Annotated in this window: 17 protein-coding genes; 10 read left to right on the top strand and 7 right to left on the bottom strand. The window is 52.7% G+C overall.

Features of this window, described 5'->3' with window-relative positions; all coding sequences use genetic code 11:
* The first annotated feature begins 221 nt into the window (after positions 1–221).
* The 5 genes from metB to yijE all read left to right on the top strand — a co-directional run bounded on the left by metB (position 222) and on the right by yijE (position 8,578).
* Entirely contained in the window at positions 222–1,382 is a 1,161-nt protein-coding gene (gene metB, locus A1SC_RS05210; protein WP_016262747.1) for a cystathionine gamma-synthase, read from the top strand.
* Between the two features lie 2 nt (positions 1,383–1,384).
* The gene (gene metL, locus A1SC_RS05205) at positions 1,385–3,817 is read left to right on the top strand and encodes a bifunctional aspartate kinase/homoserine dehydrogenase II (RefSeq protein WP_016262748.1); all 2,433 of its coding nucleotides are present in this window, start codon (positions 1,385–1,387) and stop codon (positions 3,815–3,817) included.
* Positions 3,818–4,167: 350 nt separating this feature from the next.
* Positions 4,168–5,058, top strand: a complete 891-nt coding sequence (gene metF, locus A1SC_RS05200) for a methylenetetrahydrofolate reductase (protein ID WP_000007531.1) — start codon at positions 4,168–4,170, stop codon at positions 5,056–5,058.
* 340 nt (positions 5,059–5,398) lie between these two features.
* Positions 5,399–7,579, top strand: coding sequence for a catalase/peroxidase HPI (gene katG, locus A1SC_RS05195; protein ID WP_016262749.1), 2,181 nt, complete (start codon positions 5,399–5,401; stop codon positions 7,577–7,579).
* Between the two features lie 93 nt (positions 7,580–7,672).
* Positions 7,673–8,578 (top strand): cystine transporter YijE, encoded by a 906-nt coding sequence (yijE, locus tag A1SC_RS05190; protein WP_001271260.1) that lies wholly within the window; start codon positions 7,673–7,675, stop codon positions 8,576–8,578.
* A 26-nt stretch (positions 8,579–8,604) separates the two neighbouring features.
* Here the strand turns inward: yijE and A1SC_RS05185 are convergent, their stop codons facing one another.
* From A1SC_RS05185 to ptsP, 4 genes are all read right to left on the bottom strand, one after another.
* The gene (locus A1SC_RS05185) at positions 8,605–9,222 is read right to left on the bottom strand and encodes a DUF1287 domain-containing protein (RefSeq protein WP_000647904.1); all 618 of its coding nucleotides are present in this window, start codon (positions 9,220–9,222) and stop codon (positions 8,605–8,607) included.
* A 120-nt stretch (positions 9,223–9,342) separates the two neighbouring features.
* On the bottom strand, positions 9,343–10,446 hold the full coding sequence (gene gldA, locus A1SC_RS05180; protein WP_000373979.1) for a bifunctional L-1,2-propanediol dehydrogenase/glycerol dehydrogenase: 1,104 nt from the start codon (positions 10,444–10,446) through the stop codon (positions 9,343–9,345).
* A 10-nt stretch (positions 10,447–10,456) separates the two neighbouring features.
* Positions 10,457–11,119 (bottom strand): fructose-6-phosphate aldolase, encoded by a 663-nt coding sequence (gene fsa / locus A1SC_RS05175; RefSeq protein ID WP_016262750.1) that lies wholly within the window; start codon positions 11,117–11,119, stop codon positions 10,457–10,459.
* 11 nt (positions 11,120–11,130) lie between these two features.
* Positions 11,131–13,632, bottom strand: a complete 2,502-nt coding sequence (gene ptsP / locus A1SC_RS05170; RefSeq protein WP_001185149.1) for a phosphoenolpyruvate--protein phosphotransferase — start codon at positions 13,630–13,632, stop codon at positions 11,131–11,133.
* A 310-nt stretch (positions 13,633–13,942) separates the two neighbouring features.
* On the opposite strand from ptsP, the gene A1SC_RS05165 reads away from it, so the two are divergent.
* Genes A1SC_RS05165 through A1SC_RS05145 form a run of 5 tightly spaced genes read left to right on the top strand, consistent with a single transcriptional unit; the run spans position 13,943 to position 18,892 of the window.
* Positions 13,943–15,022, top strand: coding sequence for a PTS fructose transporter subunit EIIC (locus A1SC_RS05165; protein WP_001004461.1), 1,080 nt, complete (start codon positions 13,943–13,945; stop codon positions 15,020–15,022).
* A 14-nt stretch (positions 15,023–15,036) separates the two neighbouring features.
* Positions 15,037–15,357, top strand: a complete 321-nt coding sequence (locus A1SC_RS05160) for a PTS fructose-like transporter subunit IIB (protein ID WP_016262751.1) — start codon at positions 15,037–15,039, stop codon at positions 15,355–15,357.
* 50 nt (positions 15,358–15,407) lie between these two features.
* Positions 15,408–17,705, top strand: a complete 2,298-nt coding sequence (locus tag A1SC_RS05155) for a formate C-acetyltransferase (RefSeq protein WP_000184814.1) — start codon at positions 15,408–15,410, stop codon at positions 17,703–17,705.
* Positions 17,671–18,549, top strand: coding sequence for a [formate-C-acetyltransferase]-activating enzyme (locus tag A1SC_RS05150; RefSeq protein WP_000175534.1), 879 nt, complete (start codon positions 17,671–17,673; stop codon positions 18,547–18,549). The genes A1SC_RS05155 and A1SC_RS05150 overlap by 35 nt, the downstream gene beginning before the upstream one ends.
* A 1-nt stretch (position 18,550) precedes the next feature.
* On the top strand, positions 18,551–18,892 hold the full coding sequence (locus A1SC_RS05145; protein ID WP_000323857.1) for a PTS fructose-like transporter subunit IIB: 342 nt from the start codon (positions 18,551–18,553) through the stop codon (positions 18,890–18,892).
* Here A1SC_RS05145 and A1SC_RS05140 read toward each other — a convergent pair.
* The 3 genes from A1SC_RS05140 to ppc form a co-directional block, all read right to left on the bottom strand.
* Positions 18,879–19,730, bottom strand: a complete 852-nt coding sequence (locus A1SC_RS05140; RefSeq protein ID WP_000274587.1) for an AraC family transcriptional regulator — start codon at positions 19,728–19,730, stop codon at positions 18,879–18,881. The genes A1SC_RS05145 and A1SC_RS05140 overlap by 14 nt on opposite strands.
* A gap of 214 nt (positions 19,731–19,944) precedes the next feature.
* Entirely contained in the window at positions 19,945–21,678 is a 1,734-nt protein-coding gene (locus A1SC_RS05135; RefSeq protein ID WP_000556325.1) for a phosphoethanolamine transferase CptA, read from the bottom strand.
* A gap of 180 nt (positions 21,679–21,858) precedes the next feature.
* Positions 21,859–24,510: a phosphoenolpyruvate carboxylase gene (ppc, locus tag A1SC_RS05130; protein WP_001005558.1), complete on the bottom strand. Its 2,652-nt coding sequence runs from the start codon at positions 24,508–24,510 to the stop codon at positions 21,859–21,861.
* Positions 24,511–24,819 lie beyond the last annotated feature (309 nt).

Consider the following 24,819-nt stretch of genomic DNA (forward strand, 5'->3'; position numbering starts at 1 on the left):
GTTACTGGTCATAAACCCGCATAGTTTACCGTACAGGCGCTACCGTGACATCGTGTAATGCGCCTGTCAGCGTGATAATGCATGTAATTTTAACGGCAATTTCTGATTTGCTCAATCTATACGCAAAGAAGTTTAGATGTCCAGATGTATTGACGTCCATTAACACAATGTTTACTCTGGTGCCTGTCTTTTCACCGACTCAGCCCAGGGAACTTCATCACATGACGCGTAAACAGGCCACCATCGCAGTGCGTAGCGGGTTAAATGACGACGAACAGTATGGTTGCGTTGTCCCACCGATCCATCTTTCCAGCACCTATAATTTTACCGGATTTAATGAACCGCGTGCGCATGATTACTCGCGTCGCGGCAACCCGACGCGCGATGTCGTGCAGCGTGCGCTGGCAGAACTGGAAGGTGGCGCTGGCGCGGTGCTTACTAATACCGGCATGTCAGCCATCCATCTGGTGACTACCGTCTTTTTGAAGCCGGGCGATCTGTTGGTTGCGCCGCACGATTGTTACGGCGGCAGCTATCGTCTGTTCGACAGTCTGGCGAAGCGTGGTTGTTATCGCGTGCTGTTTGTTGATCAAGGTGATGAGCAGGCATTACAAGCGGCACTGGCAGAAAAGCCCAAACTGGTATTGGTAGAAAGCCCCAGTAATCCATTGTTACGCGTCGTGGATATTGCGAAAATCTGCCATCTGGCAAGGGAAGTTGGGGCGGTGAGCGTGGTGGATAACACCTTCTTAAGCCCGGCATTACAAAATCCGCTGGCATTGGGTGCCGATCTGGTGTTGCATTCATGTACGAAATATCTGAATGGCCACTCTGACGTAGTGGCTGGCGTGGTGATTGCTAAAGATCCGGATGTGGTCACCGAACTGGCCTGGTGGGCAAACAATATTGGCGTGACGGGTGGTGCGTTTGACAGTTATTTGTTGCTGCGTGGTCTGCGAACTCTGGTTCCGCGTATGGACCTGGCTCAGCGCAACGCGCAGGCGATTGTGAAATATCTGCAAACCCAACCGCTGGTGAAAAAACTTTATCACCCGTCGCTGCCGGAAAATCAGGGGCATGAAATTGCCGTGCGTCAGCAAAAAGGCTTTGGCGCAATGTTGAGTTTTGAACTGGATGGTGATGAGCAGACGCTGCGTCGCTTCCTGGGCGGGCTGTCGTTATTTACGCTGGCGGAATCATTAGGGGGAGTGGAAAGTTTAATCTCTCACGCCGCAACCATGACACACGCAGGCATGGCACCAGAAGCGCGTGCTGCCGCCGGGATCTCCGAGACGCTGTTGCGTATCTCCACCGGTATTGAAGATGGCGAAGATTTAATTGCCGACCTGGAAAATGGCTTCCGGGCTGCAAACAAGGGGTAAAAATGAGTGTGATTGCGCAGGCAGGGGCGAAAGGTTGTCAACTGCATAAATTTGGTGGCAGTAGTCTGGCTGATGTGAAGTGTTATTTGCGTGTTGCGGGCATTATGGCGGAGTACTCTCAGCCCGACGATATGATGGTGGTTTCCGCCGCGGGTAGCACCACTAACCAGTTGATTAACTGGTTGAAACTAAGCCAGACCGATCGTCTCTCTGCGCATCAGGTTCAACAAACGCTACGTCGTTATCAGTGCGATCTGATTAGCGGCCTGTTACCCGCCGAAGAAGCCGATAGCCTCATCAGCGCCTTTGTCAGCGATCTGGAACGTCTGGCGGCGCAGCTCGACAGCGGTATCACCGACGCAGTATATGCGGAAGTGGTAGGCCACGGTGAAGTATGGTCGGCGCGTTTGATGTCCGCAGTGCTTAACCAACAAGGACTGCCTGCGGCCTGGCTCGATGCCCGTGAATTTTTACGCGCTGAACGCGCCGCACAACCGCAGGTTGATGAAGGCCTGTCTTATCCGTTGCTACAACAATTGCTGGTGCAGCATCCGGGCAAACGTCTGGTTGTGACCGGGTTTATCAGCCGTAACAACGCCGGTGAAACGGTACTGCTGGGGCGTAACGGTTCCGACTATTCCGCCACCCAAATCGGTGCGCTGGCGGGTGTTTCCCGCGTAACTATCTGGAGCGATGTCGCCGGGGTATACAGCGCCGACCCGCGCAAAGTGAAAGATGCCTGTCTGCTGCCATTGCTGCGTCTTGATGAAGCCAGCGAACTGGCGCGTCTGGCAGCCCCTGTTCTCCACGCCCGTACCTTACAGCCCGTTTCTGGTAGCGAAATCGACCTGCAACTGCGCTGTAGCTATACGCCGGATCAAGGTTCTACGCGTATTGAACGTGTACTGGCTTCCGGCACTGGTGCGCGAATTGTCACCAGCCACGACGATGTCTGTTTGATTGAGTTTCAGGTGCCAACCCGCCAGGATTTCAAACTGGCACATAAAGAAATCGACCAGATTTTGAAACGTGCTCAGGTGCGTCCGCTGGCAGTTGGCGTGCATAACGATCGCCAGTTGCTGCAATTTTGCTACACCTCCGAAGTGGCTGATAGCGCCCTGAAAATTCTCGATGAAGCAGGATTGCCAGGCGAACTGCGTCTGCGTCAGGGGCTGGCGTTGGTAGCGATGGTAGGCGCAGGTGTCACCCGTAACCCACTGCATTGCCACCGTTTCTGGCAGCAACTGAAAGGTCAGCCGGTCGAATTTACCTGGCAGTCGGATGACGGTATCAGTCTGGTGGCAGTACTACGCACCGGCCCGACCGAAAGCCTTATTCAGGGACTGCATCAGTCCGTCTTCCGCGCGGAAAAACGCATCGGCCTGGTCCTGTTCGGTAAGGGCAATATCGGTTCGCGTTGGCTGGAACTGTTCTCTCGTGAGCAAAGTACGCTCTCGGCGCGTACCGGATTTGAGTTTGTGCTGGCAGGCGTGGTGGACAGCCGCCGCAGCCTGTTGAGCTATGATGGCCTGGACGCCAGCCGCGCGTTAGCCTTCTTCAATGATGAAGCCGTCGAGCAGGATGAAGAGTCGCTGTTCCTGTGGATGCGCGCCCATCCGTATGATGATTTAGTGGTGCTGGACGTTACCGCCAGTCAGCAGCTTGCTGACCAGTATCTCGATTTCGCCAGTCACGGTTTCCACGTTATCAGCGCCAACAAACTGGCGGGAGCCAGCGACAGCAACAAATATCGCCAGATCCACGACGCTTTCGAAAAGACCGGACGTCACTGGTTGTATAACGCCACCGTCGGCGCGGGCTTGCCGATCAACCACACTGTGCGCGATCTGATCGACAGCGGCGACACTATTTTGTCGATCAGCGGGATCTTCTCCGGCACGCTCTCCTGGCTGTTCCTGCAATTCGACGGCAGCGTGCCGTTTACCGAACTGGTGGATCAGGCGTGGCAACAGGGCTTAACCGAGCCTGACCCGCGTGATGACCTTTCCGGTAAAGACGTGATGCGCAAACTGGTGATTCTGGCGCGTGAAGCGGGTTACAACATTGAACCGGACCAGGTGCGCGTGGAGTCGCTGGTGCCAGCACATTGTGAAGGCGGCAGCATCGACCACTTCTTTGAAAACGGCGATGAACTGAATGAGCAGATGGTGCAACGACTGGAAGCCGCCCGCGAAATGGGGCTGGTGCTGCGCTACGTGGCGCGTTTCGATGCCAATGGCAAAGCGCGTGTTGGTGTAGAAGCGGTGCGTGAAGACCATCCGCTGGCATCACTGCTGCCGTGCGATAACGTCTTTGCCATCGAAAGCCGCTGGTATCGCGATAACCCGCTGGTGATCCGTGGGCCAGGCGCTGGGCGCGACGTCACCGCCGGGGCGATTCAGTCGGATATTAACCGCCTGGCGCAGTTGTTGTAATTTCAGGAATCTAATAATGCCTGGTACACATGTTTTCGTGTCTATGGTTTCTAACTAAATATATTGATTTATCATTTGGTTATAGGCCGGATGAAGCGTTTGCGCTACATCCGGCAAGAAGCAATAAGTACGTTGTCAGCCTGCATCTGTAATCCGGTCTGCCTTGCATTCCGGATTTTCTTTTCCTTACCATCCTGAATTTTTCTCATCTTTCCTGATTTTTCCTCACCATCATTGGTCATTTTTCGGTTGACGCTCCTCCGCTTTTCCTTCATCTTTACATCTGGACGTCTAAACGGATAGATGTTCACAACACAACATATAACTACAAGCGATTGATGAGGTAAGGTATGAGCTTTTTTCACGCCAGCCAGCGGGATGCCCTGAATCAGAGTCTGGCAGAAGTCCAGGGGCAGATTAACGTTTCGTTCGAGTTTTTCCCGCCGCGTACCAGTGAAATGGAGCAGACCCTGTGGAACTCCATCGATCGTCTTAGCAGCCTGAAACCAAAATTTGTTTCGGTGACCTATGGTGCGAACTCCGGCGAGCGCGACCGCACGCACAGTATTATTAAAGGTATTAAAGAGCGTACTGGTCTGGAAGCTGCACCGCATCTTACCTGCATTGATGCGACTCCCGACGAGCTGCGCACCATCGCCCGTGACTACTGGAATAACGGTATTCGCCATATCGTGGCGCTGCGTGGTGACCTGCCGTCGGGAAGCGGTAAGCCGGAAATGTATGCTTCTGACCTGGTGGAGCTGTTAAAAGAAGTCGCGGATTTCGATATTTCAGTAGCGGCGTATCCGGAAGTTCACCCGGAAGCGAAAAGCGCCCAGGCGGATTTACTCAACCTGAGACGCAAAGTGGATGCTGGAGCCAACCGCGCTATCACTCAATTCTTCTTTGATGTCGAAAGCTACCTGCGCTTTCGCGACCGTTGTGTCTCTGCGGGGATTGATGTGGAAATTATTCCGGGCATTTTGCCGGTCTCTAACTTTAAACAGGCGAAGAAATTTGCCGACATGACTAACGTGCGCATTCCGGCGTGGATGGCACAAATGTTTGACGGCCTGGATGACGACGCCGAAACCCGTAAACTGGTGGGTGCAAATATCGCGATGGATATGGTGAAAATTTTAAGCCGTGAAGGGGTAAAAGATTTCCACTTCTATACTCTGAACCGTGCTGAAATGAGTTACGCGATTTGCCATACGCTGGGTGTTAGACCGGGTTTATAAGTGTTTTTGTTTCGGTGAAAATCACACAGTGATCACAAAATTAAAACAAAGCACAAAATGCCTCCTCGAAGCGAGGGGGCAGACCAGCAAAACTATTGACTCGCTTTTTCTCCTTTATTCCTTAAAGGAACAGGGAGAAAACAGCGATAAAGCCTCTTTGTATAAAGTATTTATCCGTAATCGGACATAATCAAAAAGGCTTATTTAAGATCATTTTGATCTACATCTCTTTAACTAATGATATGTAAGATCCCAACTATCGCATCCGTGGATTAATTCAATTATAACTTCTCTCTAACGCTGTGTATCTTAAGGGTAACACTGTAGAGGGAGCATATTGATGAGCACGTCTGACGATATCCATAACACAACAGCTAGCGGAAAATGTCCGTTCCATCATGGCGGTCATGACCAGAGCGCCGGTGCGGGAACAACCACTCATGACTGGTGGCCAAAACAACTCCGTGTTGACCTGTTAAACCAACATTCTAACCGTTCTAACCCACTGGGTGAGGACTTCGACTACCGCAAAGAATTTAGCAAGCTAGATTACTACGGCCTGAAAAAAGATCTGAAAGAGCTGCTGACAGAGTCCCAACCGTGGTGGCCAGCAGACTGGGGCAGCTACGCGGGTCTGTTTATTCGTATGGCCTGGCACGGCGCGGGGACTTACCGTTCAATCGATGGTCGCGGTGGCGCGGGGCGTGGTCAGCAACGTTTTGCACCGCTCAACTCCTGGCCGGATAACGTCAGCCTGGATAAAGCGCGTCGTCTGTTGTGGCCAATCAAACAAAAATATGGTCAGAAAATCTCCTGGGCCGACCTGTTTATCCTTGCGGGTAACGTGGCGCTGGAAAATTCTGGCTTCCGTACTTTCGGTTTTGGTGCCGGTCGTGAAGACGTCTGGGAACCGGATCTCGACGTAAACTGGGGTGATGAAAAAACCTGGCTTGCCCACCGTAATCCGGAAGAGCTGGCAAAACGGCCATTAGCAGCAACCGAAATGGGGCTGATTTACGTTAACCCGGAAGGACCAAATGCCAGCGGTGAACCGCTTTCTGCGGCTGCAGCTATTCGCGCGACATTTGGCAATATGGGAATGAACGACGAAGAAACCGTTGCGCTGATCGCAGGTGGTCATACGTTAGGTAAAACTCACGGCGCAGGCCCGGCAACGCACGTAGGTCCTGATCCGGAAGCCGCACCGATCGAAAACCAGGGCTTAGGCTGGAAAAGTGATTTTGGTTCCGGTGTCGGTGCCGATGCCATTACTTCAGGCCTGGAAGTGGTCTGGACGCAAACGCCGACTCAGTGGAGCAACTATTTCTTCGAAAACCTGTTCAAATATGAGTGGGTACAGACTCGTAGTCCGGCAGGTGCCATCCAGTTTGAAGCAGTCGATGCACCGGAAATTATCCCGGATCCGTTCGATCCGTCGAAGAAACGTAAGCCGACGATGTTGGTCACTGACCTGACTCTGCGTTTTGATCCAGAGTTTGAGAAGATTTCACGTCGCTTCCTCGATGATCCACAAGCGTTCAACGAAGCCTTTGCCCGTGCATGGTTCAAACTGACGCACAGGGATATGGGGCCGAAATCTCGCTACATCGGACCGGAAGTGCCGAAAGAAGATCTGATCTGGCAAGATCCGCTGCCACATGTGTTCTTCAACCCGAGCGAGGAAGATATCCTTAATCTTAAGGCGGCGATTGCTGAATCTGGCCTCTCCGTGAGCGAGCTGGTTTCTGTTGCCTGGGCTTCCGCCTCCACCTTCCGCGGTGGGGATAAACGTGGCGGCGCGAATGGTGCGCGTCTGGCATTGGCTCCACAGCGCGACTGGGAAGTTAATGCCGCAGCAGCACGTGCATTGCCGGTGCTGGAAGGGATCTACAAATCCTCCCATACAGCGTCGCTTGCCGACATTATTGTTCTTGCCGGTGTCGTTGGTGTTGAAAAAGCGGCGAGTGCGGCGGGTATCAGCGTTAATGTTCCGTTTACACCGGGCCGTGTAGACGCGCGCCAGGATCAGACTGACATTGAGATGTTTGAGCTGCTCAAACCTGTTGCCGACGGTTTCCGTAACTATCGTGCTGCGGCGGGTGAGGCTACAACTGAATCTCTGTTGATCGATAAAGCACAGCAATTGACCCTGACTGCACCGGAAATGACGGTGTTGGTCGGCGGGATGCGCGTACTGGGTGCCAACTTCGATGGCAGCAAAAACGGCGTCTTTACTGACCGCGTGGGCGTATTGAGCAATGACTTCTTTGTGAACTTGCTGGATATGCGTTACGAGTGGAAAGCGACCGACGAATCGAAAGAGCTGTTCGAAGGCCGTGACCGTGAAACGGGTGAAGTGAAATACACTGCCAGCCGTGCGGACCTGGTATTTGGTTCTAACTCCGTCCTGCGTGCGCTGGCAGAAGTTTACGCCAGCAGCGACGCCCACGAGAAGTTTGTTAAAGACTTCGTGGCGGCATGGGTGAAAGTGATGAACCTCGACCGTTTCGACCTGCTGTAATCTGAACTCCTTCAGCGACTGCCTTTCAGGCGGTCGCTGAAGTTTCTTTACCAGCGTATAGTGTCCACAGGAAAACTACACACTGGATCTCTCATGTCTGCCGCAGGAAAGAGCAACCCACTGGCAATCAGTGGCCTGGTTGTGCTCACACTTATCTGGAGTTATAGCTGGATTTTCATGAAGCAAGTCACCAGCTACATCGGTGCCTTCGACTTTACTGCTTTACGCTGCATTTTTGGCGCTCTCGTTTTATTCATCGTCCTTTTATTACGTGGTCGCGGTATGCGTCCGACGCCGTTTAAATACACTTTAGCTATTGCCCTGTTACAAACCTGCGGGATGGTGGGACTGGCGCAATGGGCGTTGGTGAGCGGCGGAGCAGGGAAGGTGGCAATCCTGAGCTATACCATGCCGTTCTGGGTGGTGATTCTCGCGGCGCTGTTTCTTGGTGAACGCCTGCGACGCGGGCAATATTTCGCTATTCTGATTGCCGCCGTTGGATTATTGCTGGTGTTACAGCCGTGGCAACTCGATTTCTCCTCGATGAAAAGCGCCATCCTGGCAATCCTCTCCGGCATCAGTTGGGGGGCGAGTGCGATTGTTGCGAAACGCCTTTATGCCCGCTATCCGCGCGTGGATTTATTGTCGTTAACATCCTGGCAGATGCTTTATGCGGCGCTGGTGATGAGTGTGGTCGCCTGGCTGGTGCCGCAACGTGAAATTGACTGGCAGCCCACGGTGTTCTGGGCGCTGGCCTACAGTGCGATTCTGGCGACGGCACTGGCCTGGAGTTTGTGGCTATTTGTACTGAAAAACTTACCTGCCAGTATTGCCAGCTTAAGCACGCTGGCGGTTCCTGTTTGCGGCGTACTCTTTTCCTGGTGGCTGCTTGGTGAAAACCCCGGCGCGGTTGAAGGCAGCGGTATTGTGCTGATTGTGCTGGCACTGGCGCTGGTAAGCCGTAAGAAAAAAGAAGCTGTCAGCGTAAAAAAAATCTGAAGAGCGTCTTCCCTGGGCGCTATCGCTTATTTAGCAAAATAGCGGTAGTGCCCGACAATCTGCCAGCTAAACAACACATCTTCTTCCTGCGCGCCTGCGCCAATGTTATGTATCACCAGTGGCGTACCGTTGCGGGCGAAGCCATCTGAAACCACCCCAATATGTGCCAGCCCGTTATCTAATCGCCAGGAGACAATATCGCCCGCTTGATAGTCACTGGGGTTCTTGCTGGTGGGGCGTGTTTTATCGTGGCGGATAAACCAGGTTTCCAGATTAGGCACCCGACGGTGATCGATGTTGCTGTCCGGGCGCTTTAACTTCCATTTTTGCGGGTACTCGGCAAAATTCTTCGCCATATCTTCATGAACCAGCTTCTGCAAATCTACCTGCTGGCTGCGTAATGCGCGGATCACTACATCAGAACATACGCCGCGTTCCTGCGGGACATCACCGCCAGGATAGGTAAGCTGCACATACGCCGGATCGTAAAATAGCGTGCTGCTAATTTGCTGTCTGGCACCGTCTGCGATGGCAAGGTTGGTGTTGGCCTGGATTTGTACCACGGTTGGTGGAACGGCGGGAGATTTTAAGGAGTGGCTGGTAAATGCCGTTAGAAGGCTGACCAACGCCAGTGAAGCTTTCATCTGTTTCGTCCGTGAAAATAAGAGTCACAGATTCGACCTTCCGGGCTAACGATTGTTCTGTGGAGAAAATGTCCAGAAGCGGATAAAAAACTCCCGGACAAGCCGGGAGTTTGGCGTAGGTTATTCCCACTCTTGCAGGAAACGCTGACCATACTGGTCGGCTACCAGCAGTGCGGCGTAAACCTGATCTGGCGTGGCGCCGCCAGGCATGTTGTGAATAGTTTCACCTTCTGCACAAGATGCTTCTGCGACAATCCGCATTTTCGCCGGGATATCTTCTTTAATATCCAGTTGTGCCAGGGTAATTGGCAGGCCGACAGCATGGCACAGCGCAGCTACGGTTTCGATTTCCTCAACTGGTGCGTTTTCCAGAACCAGTTGCGTCAGCGTACCGAATGCCACTTTTTCACCGTGATAATAGTGATGCGCATCCGGAATGGCCGTCAGGCCATTGTGCACCGCGTGCGCCGCCGCCAGGCCGCCGCTTTCAAAGCCCACGCCGCTCAAATAGGTGTTAGCTTCAATCACACGTTCCAGCGCCGGAGTCACCACATGCTGTTCAGCGGCAAGCATCGCTTTTTCGCCTTCTTCCAGCAGGGTGTTGTAGCACAGTTCAGCCAGAGCCAGTGCTGCCTGAGTACATTTACCGCCCGCCATCGTGGTTGCGCCGCTGCGGGAACAGGCACGTGCTTCAAACCAGGTTGCCAACGCATCGCCAATACCCGCCGCTAACAGACGTGCAGGTGCGCCAGCAACAATTTTGGTATCCACAATGACGCGTTCCGGGTTGTTCGGCAGCAGCAGATAGCGGTCAAACTCACCATCATCGGTGTAGATAACAGACAGCGCACTGCACGGTGCGTCGGTAGAGGCGATAGTCGGAGCGATTGCTACCGGAACACCCATGAAATGTGCCAGTGCTTTGGCGGTATCAAGGGTTTTACCGCCGCCAATACCGAGAATTGCACCACACTGTGCGGTTTCTGCGATGCCACGTAGACGATCGATTTCATTTTGCGAACATTCACCGCCAAAGGGTGCGATTTCAACAACCAGCCCGGCATCTTTAAAGCTTTGCTCGACGGTTGCCTGAGCAAAACCTAATACAAATTTATCGCCAACAACTAACCAACGTTCTGCCAGCGGTTTCAGGTATTCGCCCAGGCGATTAATTACATCAGCGCCCTGGATGTATTTACCTGGTGATTGAATAATGCGGTCCATAATTGCTCCTTTAGAGATGAGTATTGCCAAATGCGGCATTCCAGTCGTGCTCGAACTTCTCTATAGCTGACTCTACCGCAGGGGTGTTAAGCATTTGTTGCGCTACATCTAAGGGCAGTGTGATGGATTCACATCCTGTCAGCAAACAATCCAGCGCCTGACGCGGTGTTTTAAAGCTGGCTGCCAGCACCATGCTTTCTGGCGCGTGCATTTCCAGTAACGCTTGCAGCTCCTGTACGGTACGAATGCCGTCTCCGCCCTGAGCGTCCACGCGGTTTACATAGGGGGCCACGTATTTTGCGCCAGCCAGTGCGGCTAATAGCCCTTGTGCGGCGCTGTAGACTGCGGTTCCCAGCGTGGTAATGCCTTCTTTTTTCAGCAATTTAATTGCTGCCAGACCTTCGGATGTTACCGGAATTTTCACCACAATTCCCGGAATAACGTCGCGCAGACGTTTCGCTTCTTCTACCATGCCCTGTGCGTCGCGGCTCATAGTCTGAGCAAACAGAATGCCCTCATCACCAATCGCTTTTTGCAGACGCGGCAGTACATCCCAGATGGACTCCTTGCTGGCAGCAATAATGCTCGGGTTAGTCGTCACTCCGGCAATCGGGAATATGCGTGCCAGACGTTCGACTTCTGCGACGTTAGCGGTGTCCAGATACAGTTCCATGATGTTTCCTTTTACAGTTCCAGTTCATGTTGCAGCAGGCTGGCGATAGCGTCGGCGGAAGCGGCGTTAACCAGCGCGTTACGGAATTCTTCGTGCATGATGCGGCGAGCGAGGCGCGAGAAAATGCGCATATGCTGATCGCCCGCAGCGTGTTTGTTCAGGGTTAACATAATGATGAATTGTGCTTCATCATCGCCCCAGCGCACAGGTGCTTGCAGACGAGCCACACTGATGGTCGACTGCTCAATATGTTCTGATTTGCTGTGTGGAATGGCGAAACTAAAGCCCAGTCCGGTAGAGAAGACGGCCTCACGCGCCCACAGATCGGCTTCCAGTTTCCGCGGATAGCGACAGCGTCCTGCCAGCAGCAGGTTATCGGTCATGCCTTTGAGCACTTCTTCTTTGCTGCGCCAGTCGCTTTCCAGCGTGATGCACTCGGCGGTAACCAGCGGCGCATCCTGTTGCGTCATACGGAACTGCGCCAGCAGATGCTCCACTTCCAGTGAAGTACGGCAGGCCATCGCCTGGTTAAGCAACTGACGACATTCGCGGCTGTCGAGTTGCGCCATGCGTGCTTTTGCCGCCGGAATTGACGGTGCGCTCATGCTAAGTTCATCCAGCCCTAAACCGATCAGCAGCGGCAGTACGGAACCTTTTGCCCCCAGTTCTCCGCACAGGCCGATCCATTTACCCTGGCGATGCACTGCCTGAACGGCGTAATCAAGCGCCCGCAGGAATGCCGGATTCAGACTGTTGTAGTGACGGGTGACTTTAGCGTTATCACGATCCACCGCCAGCAGATACTGCGTCAGGTCGTTACTGCCGATACTAAAGAAATCAATCTCTTCGCAGCACTGGTCGATAATGAACATGACCGACGGTACTTCCAGCATGATGCCGAGTGGGATCTTTTCATCAAACGGAATGTGTTCGTTACGCAGTTGCTGTTTGGCTTCCGCCAGCTTTTCTTTCACCCATAAGATCTCTTCCATTGAGGAGATCATCGGGATCATGATTTTCAGGCTGCCGTGAGCAGAGGCGCGCAGGATCGACCGTAATTGCGTGGTAAACAGTGACGCGTATTCTTCATAAATACGCACCGCGCGATAACCAAGGAATGGGTTGGCTTCTGCGGGAATATTCAGATAATCAACGGGTTTATCGCCGCCAATATCCATAGTACGCACAATAATGCTGCGCCCGTTGGCGGATTCCAGCGCCTGACAAAAAATGTTGTACAACTCGCTTTCGCCCGGTGCACTGGTGCGATCCATATAGAGCATTTCAGTGCGGAACAGACCAACGCCTTCTGCGCCATTGCCAAACGCAGCCTGTGCTTCTACCGAGTGAGCGATGTTAGCAGCAACTTCGATACGAATACCATCAGCGGTGCGGGCTTGCTGGGTCAGCCAGACACGTTGTTGCTCACGCAGAGCGTCCTGTACGCGCGCTTCCTGTTGATAATAACGCGCCACCGCTTCTGTCGGTTCGACCACAATCGCCCCGGCGTTGCCGTCGATATAAATCGTTTGTTGCAGCCACGGGCTAAGGGTCTCGATATCCACGCCGACCAGCGTCGGAATATTAAATGAACGGGCAAGGATCACCGTGTGTGAGGTGGTGCCGCCGCTTTTCAGTAGCAGACCTTTGAGGTGATTTTTATCCAGTTCGAGGAACTGACTGGGGGTTAGTTCATCCGCCATACAAATGGCTGGCTGCGTCAATTTACCCGGTGCCGGGAAGCGTTGTTCGCCGTAAATTTGCTGGAGTAACTGGAAGCAGACGTCGCGCACATCCAGCGCACGCTCTTGCAGGTAGCTACTACTGGAACGGGCGAACTCTTCGCAAAAGTGATTCGCACTGGCAACAATCGCTTCGGCACAGCTTAATCCCTCGCTGACACCCGCCAGTAAGTGTTGACGTAAAGAGGTATCGCCCGCTAACGAACGGTGGGCTTCCAGTATTGCGCTGGTGGCACCGTCGCTATCCAGCAGACGAAACTCAATGTTTTTCAGTACCAGTGTCAGGCCGTTTTCCAGTGCAGATTGTTCGGCGTCAGCATCTTTAGCGGCAGGAAGATTACCCAGTGCATTGAGATCTAAAGAGGAAATCGGCGTCAGGATGCCGCCTGCGCTACCGTTACACACGGTGCGGGCGCGGATAATGCGCGGATTCAGATTAGTCAGTGAAACCGGCAGCGGCTCCAGTTCGTCAGATTTTACTTCTTCCAGCGGCGCGTCACAGTGGGGAAATTCATCGCGCAGCCATTGGCTTAAACGCTGGTGTGCTTCTTGTTCGTCGGCTCCAGAAATCAGTAACTGGCAGTTATCGCCCACCAGTGTATCGGTGCCAATCAGCGCCAGCGCGCTTTTGGCGTTGCCCTTGCGATCGGTACGCAGGTTATGCCACTCAATTTGCGATGAAAAAGTATTACACAGCGTTTCAACGTGGCTTGCCGGACGTGCATGTACGCCATTAGGTAGCTCACAAATAAATTCCACAATCAGGGCCATTGCCTCTCTCCCGGTAAGGTTTTCTGTTTACAGGATAAGAGTGCACGGTAACGGCCTGCCATGTGACAAATCTGTCAAAAGCTGGACAAATGTAATGTAACCGTCAATTTGCGACGCGTCTCACAAGACGCGCCACTCCGGCATGATTCCGAGATAACGCAAGTTATGAGGCGGATCGCATTTTTGTACTGACATTACAAAAGTCCAGTAAATGGCCTTTTTATCCACTGTTTGCTCCGCTTGCGATTGCCTATTGTTTCTCCCATCAAAAAAATATGGACATGGGCTTTTGCAAGCCCAGGAGCAGCTTATGAATGAGTTGGTGCAGATACTGAAAAACACTCGTCAGCATTTAATGACGGGCGTTTCACACATGATTCCCTTCGTAGTATCGGGCGGTATTTTGCTGGCGGTTTCCGTCATGCTGTACGGCAAAGGTGCGGTGCCAGATGCCGTAGCCGATCCGAATCTGAAAAAACTGTTTGATATCGGCGTCGCGGGCTTAACGCTGATGGTGCCTTTCCTTGCTGCTTACATCGGTTATTCCATTGCGGAACGTTCCGCGCTGGCTCCGTGCGCTATTGGTGCCTGGGTCGGTAACAGTTTTGGTGCAGGCTTCTTTGGCGCGCTGATCGCCGGGATTATCGGCGGCATCGTGGTGCATTACCTGAAGAAAATCCCGGTGCATAAAGTTCTGCGTTCTGTCATGCCAATCTTCATTATTCCGATCGTCGGCACCTTAATTACCGCTGGCGTCATGATGTGGGGGCTGGGCGAGCCTGTGGGCGCATTGACTAACAGTCTGACCCAGTGGCTTCAGGGAATGCAGCAGGGCAGCATTATCATGCTGGCGGTCATTATGGGGCTGATGCTGGCGTTCGATATGGGCGGTCCGGTTAACAAAGTGGCGTATGCATTCATGCTGATTTGTGTCGCCCAGGGTGTTTATACCGTGGTGGCGATCGCGGCAGTAGGGATCTGTGTTCCGCCGCTGGGGATGGGGCTGGCGACGCTGATTGGTCGCAAAAACTTCTCCGCAGAAGAACGTGAAACCGGTAAAGCGGCGTTGGTGATGGGCTGTGTTGGTGTCACTGAAGGGGCGATTCCTTTCGCCGCCGCCGATCCGTTGCGTGTGATCCCTTCCATCATGGTGGGCACTGTTTGTGGCACGGTCACCGCGGCATTGGTTGGTGCGCAGTGCTATGCAGGCTGGGGTGGTCTGATTGTGCTGCCGGTAGTTGAAGGCAAGTTGGGTTACATCGCGGCAGTGGCTGTTGGGGCTGTAGCAACGGCTATCTGCGTTAACGTGCTGAAAAGTCTGGCGCGTAAAAATGGGTCTTCAACTGATGAGAAGGAAGACGACCTGGATCTGGATTTTGAAATTAATTAATTGAGGAACGAGCCATGACGAAAATTATTGCAGTAACCGCATGTCCTTCAGGTGTTGCCCATACCTATATGGCGGCAGAGGCGCTGGAAAGTGCCGCGAAAGCAAAAGGCTGGGAAGTGAAAGTAGAAACCCAGGGGTCGATTGGTCTGGAAAACGAACTGACTGCGGAAGACGTGGTGAGCGCCGATATGGTGATTCTGACCAAAGATATCGGCATCAAGTTTGAAGAGCGTTTTGCTGGCAAGACCATCGTGCGTGTCAACATCAGCGACGCAGTAAAACGCGCTGACGCCATTATGAGCAAAATTGAAGCTCACCTGGCGCAAACCGCTTAAGTTCTTATCCCGCCCGCAAGGGCGGGTTCGCTTTCCCACAGGAGTTCCTCATGACGAATCGTATCTCTCGCCTTAAAACTGCACTGTTTGCCAATACCCGTGAAATCTCGTTGGAGCGGGCGCTGCTTTATACCGCCAGCCATCGGCAAACCGAAGGCGAACCGGTGATATTGCGCCGGGCGAAAGCGACAGCGTATATCCTTGAACATGTTGAAATTTCGATTCGTGATGAAGAACTGATTGCCGGTAACCGCACCGTAAAACCGCGCGCCGGGATTATGTCGCCGGAAATGGATCCTTACTGGTTGCTGAAAGAGCTGGATCAATTCCCGACACGCCCGCAGGATCGCTTCGCCATTAGTGAAGAAGATAAACGTATCTATCGCGAAGAGTTGTTCCCGTACTGGGAAAAACGCTCGATGAAAGATTTCATCAATGGGCAGATGACGGACGAAGTTAAAGCGGCGACCAGTACGCAGATTTTCAGCATCAACCAGACGGATAAAGGCCAGGGGCACATCATTATTGATTACCCACGCCTGCTGAATCACGGGCTGGGTGAGCTGGTGGCGCAGATGCAACAACATTGCCAGCAACAGCCGGATAATCACTTTTATCAGGCTGCGCTGTTATTGCTGGAAGCCTCGCAGAAACATATTTTGCGTTACGCCGAACTGGCAGAAACGATGGCAGCAAGCTGCGTTAATGCCCAACGTCGGGAAGAATTGCTGACTATTGCGGAGATCTCCCGTCATAACGCCGAACATAAGCCGCAGACGTTCTGGCAGGCGTGCCAGTTGTTCTGGTACATGAACATCATTCTGCAATATGAATCTAACGCCAGTTCGCTGTCGTTAGGGCGCTTCGATCAGTATATGTTGCCGTTCTATCAGGCCTCGCTGACCCAGGGTGAAGATCCGGCGTTTCTGAAAGAACTGCTCGAGTCCCTGTGGGTGAAATGTAATGACATTGTGCTGTTACGTTCCACCAGCAGCGCGCGCTATTTCGCAGGTTTCCCGACCGGCTATACCGCACTGCTCGGTGGTTTAACGGAAAACGGACGTAGCGCGGTGAATGTGCTTTCGTTTCTCTGTCTCGACGCCTATCAAAGCGTACAGTTGCCGCAGCCAAATCTCGGTGTGCGCACTAACGCCTTGATTGACACGCCGTTCCTGATGAAAACCGCAGAAACCATTCGTCTTGGTACTGGTATTCCGCAAATCTTCAACGATGAAGTGGTGGTGCCCGCGTTCCTCAACCGTGGTGTTTCGCTGGAAGATGCGCGCGACTATTCAGTGGTCGGTTGCGTGGAATTATCCATTCCGGGCAGAACCTACGGTCTGCACGATATCGCGATGTTTAACCTGCTGAAAGTGATGGAAATCTGCCTGCATGAGAATGAAGGTAATTCCGCATTGAGTTATGACGGTTTGCTGGAACAAATTCGCGCGAAGATCAGCCACTACATCACTCTGATGGTTGAAGGCAGCAATATTTGCGATATCGGCCATCGTGACTGGGCACCAGTGCCGCTGCTCTCTTCGTTTATCAGCGATTGTCTGGAAAAAGGCCGCGATATTACCGACGGCGGCGCGCGTTATAACTTTTCCGGCGTGCAGGGGATTGGTATCGCTAACCTGAGTGATTCACTCCATGCGTTGAAAGGGATGGTTTTTGATCAACAACGTTTAAGTTTTGACGAATTGTTGTCGGTATTAAAAGCAAACTTCGAAACGCCAGAAGGCGAAAAAATCCGTGCTCGTTTAATTAACCGCTTTGAGAAGTACGGCAACGATATCGACGAGGTGGATAACATTAGCGCCGAATTGCTGCGCCATTACTGCAAAGAAGTGGAAAAATACCAGAACCCGCGCGGCGGCTACTTCACGCCGGGGTCGTATACCGTTTCTGCTCATGTCCCGTTGGGGTCGGTGGTTGGCGCGACGCCAGACGGCCGCTTCGCCGGAGAACAACTGGCTGATGGTGGTTTGTCACCAATGTTGGGTCAGGACGGACAAGGGCCAACGGCGGTGCTGAAGTCAGTAAGTAAACTTGATAACACGTTGCTTTCTAACGGTACGTTGCTGAATGTGAAATTCACTCCGGCTACCCTGGAAGGTGAAGCGGGATTACGCAAACTGGCTGACTTCTTACGTGCATTTACTCAGCTTAAGTTGCAGCACGTTCAATTTAACGTAGTGAATGCCGACACGTTACGTGAAGCCCAATTGCGCCCGCAGGACTATGCGGGGCTGGTGGTACGCGTTGCCGGATACAGCGCCTTCTTTGTCGAACTCTCGAAGGAAATTCAGGATGACATTATCCGCCGTACAGCGCATCAGTTGTAACGTTGTGGAAACGCGCCGCGAGGATGTGGCGCGTATTTTTAACATTCAGCGTTATTCGCTGAATGACGGTGAGGGTATTCGTACGGTGGTCTTTTTTAAAGGCTGCCCACATCTGTGCCCGTGGTGTGCTAATCCGGAGTCGATCTCCGGCAAAATCCAGACGGTGCGTAGAGAGGCGAAATGTCTGCATTGCGCGAAATGTTTACGTGATGCAGATGAATGTCCTTCCGGCGCATTTGAGCGGATTGGTCGTGATATCAGCCTCGACGCTCTGGAACGGGAAGTGATGAAGGATGACATTTTCTTTCGCACGTCTGGCGGTGGTGTCACGCTTTCTGGCGGTGAAGTGTTGGTGCAAGCGGAGTTTGCTACCCGTTTTTTGCAACGACTGCGGCTGTGGGGCGTGTCATGTGCCATCGAAACTGCCGGAGACGCGCCAGCAAGCAGGTTGCTACCGCTGGCGAAATTGTGCGATGAAGTGTTGTTCGATTTAAAAATTATGGACCCGACAAGAGCGCGGGACGTGGTGAAAATGAATCTGCCGCGCGTGCTGGAGAATCTGCGTTTGCTGGTGAGTGAAGGTATCAATGTGATCCCTCGTTTGCCGCTGATCCCCGGCTATACGCTCAGCAGAGAGAATATGCAGCAGGCGCTGGATGTGTTGATTCCTTTGAATATCAGGCAGATCCACCTGTTGCCGTTTCATCAGTACGGTGAACCGAAATACCGTCTGTTGGGGCGCGAATGGTCGATGAAAGATATACCGGCACCGTCGTCAGCCGATGTGGCATTGATGCGTGAAATGGCTGAACAGGCTGGTTTTCAGGTTACGGTTGGGGGGTAGGATGGCATATCTGGTTGCAGTTACCGCCTGCGTTAGCGGTGTGGCACATACCTATATGGCGGCAGAACGGCTGGAAAAGTTGTGTCAGCAGGAAAAGTGGAGCGTCAGCATTGAAACTCAGGGGGCGCTGGGAACGGAGAACCGCTTATCGGACGAGAATATCCGTCGCGCGGATGTTGTGTTGTTGATTACAGATATCGAGCTTTCTGGTGCCGAGCGTTTTGAACATTGTCGCTATGTACAATGCGGTATCTACGCTTTTCTACGCGAACCTCATCGGGTGATGAGTGCTGTTCGTAAGGTGCTTTCTGCGCCGCAGCAAACGCACCTTATTCTGGAGTAGTTGGTTTTTCTGTCAGTTGGCTGTGGTACTGCCGACGATATTCCGACGGCGAGCGTTCGGTATTTTTACGAAACAGACGGCAGAAGTAGTTGCTGTCGACAAAACCGCAGGCGTGAGCCACTTCTTTTACCTTCAGATCATAGCCTTTCAGTAGCGTCTTAGCATGTTCCAGTCGCGTGTGATTCAGGTATTCGTTAAAGCCAATAGCCCCCGTTTTTTGAAACAGGTGCGATAGGTAGTTTGGTGAAATGTAGAACGCCTGCGCGACAGATTCGCGGGTCAGCGCGGTGGCATAACGTTCGTCGATGTAATCGCGAATGGCTTCGAAAAGTGCCTGGCTGCGAGAGGCTGTCTGAATTTGGCTGCCGAGCAAATCGCGGCAGTGGCTAAGCAAACTGGTGACAATAAGCCTGGCTGTTTGTTGCTCCTGCGGCTGCATTTGCATTTCATTGAGCGTTTGTAGCAGGAACGAGCCAATTCGTGGGCCACGTCGGGCGACGTGTTGCTTCGCCAGATTTTGATATTGTTTGCCATCCCACTGTACGACGCTGAAGCCGAGTTGCTGTTTGCCAAACAGAACGCTAAATGTCGTGGCGGGTGTTTCCCATTGTGGGAAATTCCACCCGCCAGCGGGAACGTACAGTACATCGCCGGAAACTAACGTTGCACCTGTACCGGTATCAACAAACTCGCCTTCCAGCACAATTTCCAGCCGTGGAAAATCGACCTTATACGCGAGATCGGGGGCCGGGCCGTTGCTGCTCGCGAAGTAAACCTGGCGGAGTAACAGCGGGCCGTTGATCAGGCGGGAGAGCAGATAGTTGACGTCGTGATACATGTTATTCCCTCAGGTATGTAGACGGGAAAACAGTAACTGGCATTATGAAAAAAGGCCACCTGAAAAGTGTGGCCTGATGGGAGTGAGATGTAAACATTGCGGCAGTTGTATTGCCGGATGCGGCGTAAACGCCTTATCCGGCCTACCGCCGCGATCTGTAGGCCGGATAAGACGCGTCAAGCGTCGCATCCGGCAAATAGCACCTGGTAGATAATTACTGATTACCCACCTGATCGCCATACGGCAGAGTGTCGTAATCGATCAGCGCATTTTTCTTATACGGGTTACCAATCCAGCGGGTGGTTTCTTTGAATTGCGGGTTCACCACCGAACGGGTTGGATCGTAACCGTCGTAAGATAAGCCCGCCAAATCCGACCAGGTGTGGATCAGTTCAGCCAGGCTGTATTTACGATCGACATCCTGCGAGAAATCACGCGGATGAGTCGCCTGCCATTTTTCCGACGTCCACAGCAGGAACGGAATGGTGTACATGTGGCGCGTCGGGTTGTCTTCATTACGCCCCTGAGTTTTATGCGGTGGTGTGTCATAAACCTCTTCACCGTGGTCAGAGAAGTAAACCAGGAAACCATTCGGATCAGCAGCTTTAAAGTCTTTAATCAGGCTGGCAACTACGTGATCGTTGTACAGGTTGGCGTTGTCGTAATCGTTATACGATTCCAACTCTTCTGCGCTTAATCCCGGCGGCACGTGATCGGTATTGCCATCAAACTTGCCCTGATCTTCCGGGTAACGATATTTGTATTTGATGTGCGTACCCAGCAGATGAACGATGATCAGTTTCTTCGGCGCGGGGTCCTTCAGCACTTCCTGGAACGGCTTCAGCACGTTGGTGTCGTATTCACGCGCACTCTGTGTGCGTTGCTGGTTCATGTAGTACTGTTTATCGGTCTGGCGCGAAAATACCGTCAGCATGGTGTTGCGGGCGGTCATCGTTTGCTGGTTGGTGATCCAGAACGTTTTATAACCCGCCTGTTTCATCATGTTCATCAGCGACGGCTGCGTCAGGTACAGATCCGGATTCTTTTCGTTGGCGAAAGTCAGCGCCTGTTGCAGGATTTCAATGGTGTACGGACGCGATGTGACCACATTATTGAACACGGTCAGGTTTGGGTCGGTTTTATGCAGCGCATCCAGTTCAGGCGTGGTTTCACGCGGATAACCGTACAGGCTCATGCGTCCACGCTGGGTTGATTCGCCAATCACCAGTACTAAGGTGCGCGGTTCGTTGCCCGATTCGTCTTTGAAATTAGCCAGCGGCGGTAATGCGTTATTTTCATTCAGTAGTTTCGTCAGTGAGTTAAGTTGCTGGCGATACTGATAATAACCTGTCAGGAATTGCCACGGCGCGGCGGGTTCCATGCGCGATGCCAGATTATCCAACGTTTTCTCAAACGGTTTGTTTTTGATAAACGTGTTCATGGCGATCGGGTGCAGAATCAAACCATAAAGCAGGGCAAAAGAGACAACATAACGCCACGGCTTCGGAATATAGACCGGGCGCAGGCGTGTCCATAGCAGAACTGCCACTGCTGTATAGGCCAGCGCGATAAGCACAATCTTCAGGCTGAAATACTGGCTTAAATACTCGCTGGCTTCGTTGGTGTTGGTTTCAAACATCACAAACAGAACGCTCTGCGAGAACTCCTGACCGTATATGACGTAGTAACACAGCGCCGCCAGAGAGGCCGCCCACAGCATCACGCCGATTATCGCGGCGATAATTTTAATCCGCTTCGGAAAGAGGAATACCGGGATCAACCACAGCGAACTAAACAACAGCGAGTCGCGCATGCCGTTAGTACCGCTGTAGCCGCTGACGTAAATAATGACCTGTAGTAGGGTAGAGAAAAACCAAAAGTAGAGCAGTGCCCAACCCAGGGCTTTCCAGCTAAAAAGGGGTTTAGCCTGGACTTCTGTGGAATGCATAGTAAGAACCTGTCTCGAAAAAATAGCGCCGAATGTAAGGGTAAAACCTTAAGGATATCTGAAGAGATATCCAGGATTTGAATAAAATGCAGACAGAAATATATTGAAAACGAGGGAGTTAGAACAGAAGTATTTCAGAAAACCCTCGCACTATTGCACGAGGGTTGATAGAGGGAGGGATTAGCCGGTATTACGCATACCTGCCGCAATCCCGGCAATAGTGACCATTAACGCTTGTTCTACGCGGGGATCCGGTTCATGACCTTCTTTTTCCGCCTGGCGGGAGCGGTGCAGTAGCTCTGCCTGCAACACGTTCAGCGGGTCGGTGTATATATTCCGTAGCTGAATAGACTCGGCAATCCACGGCAGATCCGCCATCAGATGGGAATCGTTGGCAATCGCCAGCACCACTTTGATGTCTTCTTCTTGCAGATTGCGTAACTCTTTACCTAACGGCCACAGTTCTTTGTCGACCAGGCGTTGGTCATAGTATTCCGCCAGCCACAGATCCGCTTTTGCGAACACCATCTCCAGCATTCCCAGACGTGTTGAGAAGAACGGCCAGTCGCGGCACATGGTTTCCAGTTCGTTCTGTTTGCCATCTTCGACCACTTTTTGCAGCGCTGTACCCGCACCCAGCCAGGCGGGAAGCATCAGGCGGTTTTGCGTCCAGGCGAAGATCCACGGAATGGCGCGCAGTGATTCGACGCCGCCGGTTGGGCGACGTTTCGCCGGACGTGAACCCAGCGGCAGTTTGCCCAGTTCCTGTTCTGGCGTAGCAGAACGGAAGTAAGGAACAAAATCTTTGTTTTCACGCACGTAGCCACGATAGACATCGCAAGAGATGACCGACAGTTCATCCATAATCCGACGCCAGCTCTCTTTCGGCTCTGGCGGTGGCAGCAGGTTGGCTTCCAGAATCGCCCCGGTGTACAGCGACAGGCTGCTAACGGTGATTTCCGGTAGACCGTATTTAAAGCGGATCATCTCGCCCTGTTCGGTCACACGCAGGCCGCCTTTCAGGCTTCCCGGCGGTTGCGAAAGCAGTGCTGCATGTGCTGGTGCGCCACCGCGGCCAATGGAACCGCCGCGACCGTGGAACAGCGTCAGTTCAATACCCGCCTTTTCGCAGGTTTTGATTAACGCATCCTGTGCCTGATACTGCGCCCAGGATGCCGCCATCACGCCCGCATCTTTTGCTGAGTCGGAATAGCCAATCATTACCATCTGTTTGCCCTGAATCAGACCGCGATACCAGTCGATATTCAGCAGTTGGGTCATAACATCGTTGGCGTTGTTCAGGTCATCGAGGGTTTCAAACAGCGGTGCGACCGGCATCGCGAATCCAATCCCCGCTTCTTTCAGTAGCAGGTGGACAGCCAGTACGTCAGACGGTGTTTTCGCCATCGAGATCACATAGGCGGCAATGGAGCCTTGCGGCGCTTCGGCAATCACCTGACACGTATCGAGCACTTCGCGTGTTTCGGCGCTTGGTTGCCAGTTGCGAGGCAGCAACGGACGTTTAGAGTTCAGTTCGCGGATCAGGAACGCCTGTTTGTCGGCCTCTGACCAGCTTTCGTAGTCTCCGATGCCGAGGTAGCGGGTCAGTTCACCCAATGCTTCGGTATGACGAGTACTCTCCTGGCGGATATCAATACGCACCAGCGGTACGCCGAAACATTTCACGCGGCGCAGAGTATCGAGCAGATCGCCGTTGGCGATAATCCCCATGCCACATGCCTGAAGTGACTGGTAGCAAGCGTAGAGCGGCTCCCATAATTCTTCGTTCTGTGTCAGCAGGCCTTCCGGTTTTGGCAGTTCTTCACCTTTCAGGCGCGCTTCCAGCCACGCCTGGGTCGCCATCAGGCGAGAACGCAGGTTTTTCATCAGATAGCGATACGGCTCTGCAGCACCTTCTTCACCGACCAGCGCCAGCAGTTCAGGTGTTGCTTCAACCATCGACAACTCGGAGACCAGAACCTGAATATCTTTCAGGAACAGGTCAGTTGCTTTCCAGCGACTGAGCAGAAGTACGTGACGGGTGATGTCGGCGGTGACGTTTGGGTTGCCATCGCGGTCGCCGCCCATCCACGAGGTAAAACGAACCGGAACAAATTCTACCGGCAGTTTGTAGCCCAGGTTTTCTTCCAGTTGCTCATTCAGTTCGCGCAGGTAATTCGGCACGCCCTGCCACAGGCTGTTTTCTACTACTGCAAAACCCCATTTGGCTTCATCAATTGGGCTTGGGCGTAGTTTGCGGATTTCATCGGTATGCCACGACTGAGCGATCAACTGGCGCAGACGGCGCATTAATTGGTGATGTTCGTAGTCAGCGAGATCTTTGTTGTCGAGCTGTTTTAAGCAGGCGTTCACTTCCACCATTTTGTGGATCAGTGTGCGGCGGGTGATTTCGGTTGGGTGTGCGGTAAGAACCAGTTCCAGCGACAACGATTCAACCGCTTTTTTGATAGTTTCTTCGCTAAGGTCTGGCTGGTTTTTTAGTTTACGCAGGGTACGGGCGATCACTTCCGGATTGCTGGCAGCCTCACCTTTTGGCGAAATGCTGTGGTATTGCTCGGCGGTGTTGGCCAGGTTCAGGAACTGGCTAAACGCACGCGCAACGGGTAGCAGCTCGTCGTTCGACAAATTTTGTAAGGTGGTGAGCAACTCCTGGCGGTTAGCATCATTGCCAGCGCGTGAAGATTTGGACAACTTACGGATAGTTTCTACGCGTTCAAGAATGTGTTCTCCCAACGCATCCTTGATGGTTTCTCCCAGCACTTTGCCGAGCATACTGACATTACTGCGCAACGCGGAATATTGTTCGTTCATATGACCCCAGACACCCCATCTTATCGTTTGATAGCCCTGTATCCTTCACGTCGCATTGGCGCGAATATGCTCGGGCTTTGCTTTTCGTCGTCTTTTATAAAGCCACGTAAACGCGGTGACGTCAAATGCTGCGAAATTGCTTCAGCAAACGAATAAATAGCAGGGATTTACGCCATTAAATTCACGACGTTTTAAATAAGCGTAACTTATGGGAATGTTAAAAATTCGCCTCGCGTAACACCAAATACGTAGGTCGGATAAGATGCGCAAGCATCGCATCCGACATTATTGCGGCGCTGGAGTTTGGCA

This window comes from Escherichia sp. KTE52 (assembly GCF_000408325.1).
In the GTDB taxonomy this organism is placed as follows: Bacteria; Pseudomonadota; Gammaproteobacteria; order Enterobacterales; family Enterobacteriaceae; genus Escherichia; species Escherichia marmotae.

What these genes read in the sequence shown, in the direction of transcription:
- metB (WP_016262747.1), top strand. Translation starts at nt 222, where the DNA reads ATGACGCGTAAACAGGCCACCATCGCAGTGCGTAGCGGGTTAAATGAC.
- metL (WP_016262748.1), top strand. Translation starts at nt 1,385, where the DNA reads ATGAGTGTGATTGCGCAGGCAGGGGCGAAAGGTTGTCAACTGCATAAA.
- metF (WP_000007531.1), top strand. Translation starts at nt 4,168, where the DNA reads ATGAGCTTTTTTCACGCCAGCCAGCGGGATGCCCTGAATCAGAGTCTG.
- katG (WP_016262749.1), top strand. Translation starts at nt 5,399, where the DNA reads ATGAGCACGTCTGACGATATCCATAACACAACAGCTAGCGGAAAATGT.
- yijE (WP_001271260.1), top strand. Translation starts at nt 7,673, where the DNA reads ATGTCTGCCGCAGGAAAGAGCAACCCACTGGCAATCAGTGGCCTGGTT.
- A1SC_RS05185 (WP_000647904.1), bottom strand. Translation starts at nt 9,222, where the DNA reads ATGAAAGCTTCACTGGCGTTGGTCAGCCTTCTAACGGCATTTACCAGC.
- gldA (WP_000373979.1), bottom strand. Translation starts at nt 10,446, where the DNA reads ATGGACCGCATTATTCAATCACCAGGTAAATACATCCAGGGCGCTGAT.
- fsa (WP_016262750.1), bottom strand. Translation starts at nt 11,119, where the DNA reads ATGGAACTGTATCTGGACACCGCTAACGTCGCAGAAGTCGAACGTCTG.
- ptsP (WP_001185149.1), bottom strand. Translation starts at nt 13,632, where the DNA reads ATGGCCCTGATTGTGGAATTTATTTGTGAGCTACCTAATGGCGTACAT.
- A1SC_RS05165 (WP_001004461.1), top strand. Translation starts at nt 13,943, where the DNA reads ATGAATGAGTTGGTGCAGATACTGAAAAACACTCGTCAGCATTTAATG.
- A1SC_RS05160 (WP_016262751.1), top strand. Translation starts at nt 15,037, where the DNA reads ATGACGAAAATTATTGCAGTAACCGCATGTCCTTCAGGTGTTGCCCAT.
- A1SC_RS05155 (WP_000184814.1), top strand. Translation starts at nt 15,408, where the DNA reads ATGACGAATCGTATCTCTCGCCTTAAAACTGCACTGTTTGCCAATACC.
- A1SC_RS05150 (WP_000175534.1), top strand. Translation starts at nt 17,671, where the DNA reads ATGACATTATCCGCCGTACAGCGCATCAGTTGTAACGTTGTGGAAACG.
- A1SC_RS05145 (WP_000323857.1), top strand. Translation starts at nt 18,551, where the DNA reads ATGGCATATCTGGTTGCAGTTACCGCCTGCGTTAGCGGTGTGGCACAT.
- A1SC_RS05140 (WP_000274587.1), bottom strand. Translation starts at nt 19,730, where the DNA reads ATGTATCACGACGTCAACTATCTGCTCTCCCGCCTGATCAACGGCCCG.
- A1SC_RS05135 (WP_000556325.1), bottom strand. Translation starts at nt 21,678, where the DNA reads ATGCATTCCACAGAAGTCCAGGCTAAACCCCTTTTTAGCTGGAAAGCC.
- ppc (WP_001005558.1), bottom strand. Translation starts at nt 24,510, where the DNA reads ATGAACGAACAATATTCCGCGTTGCGCAGTAATGTCAGTATGCTCGGC.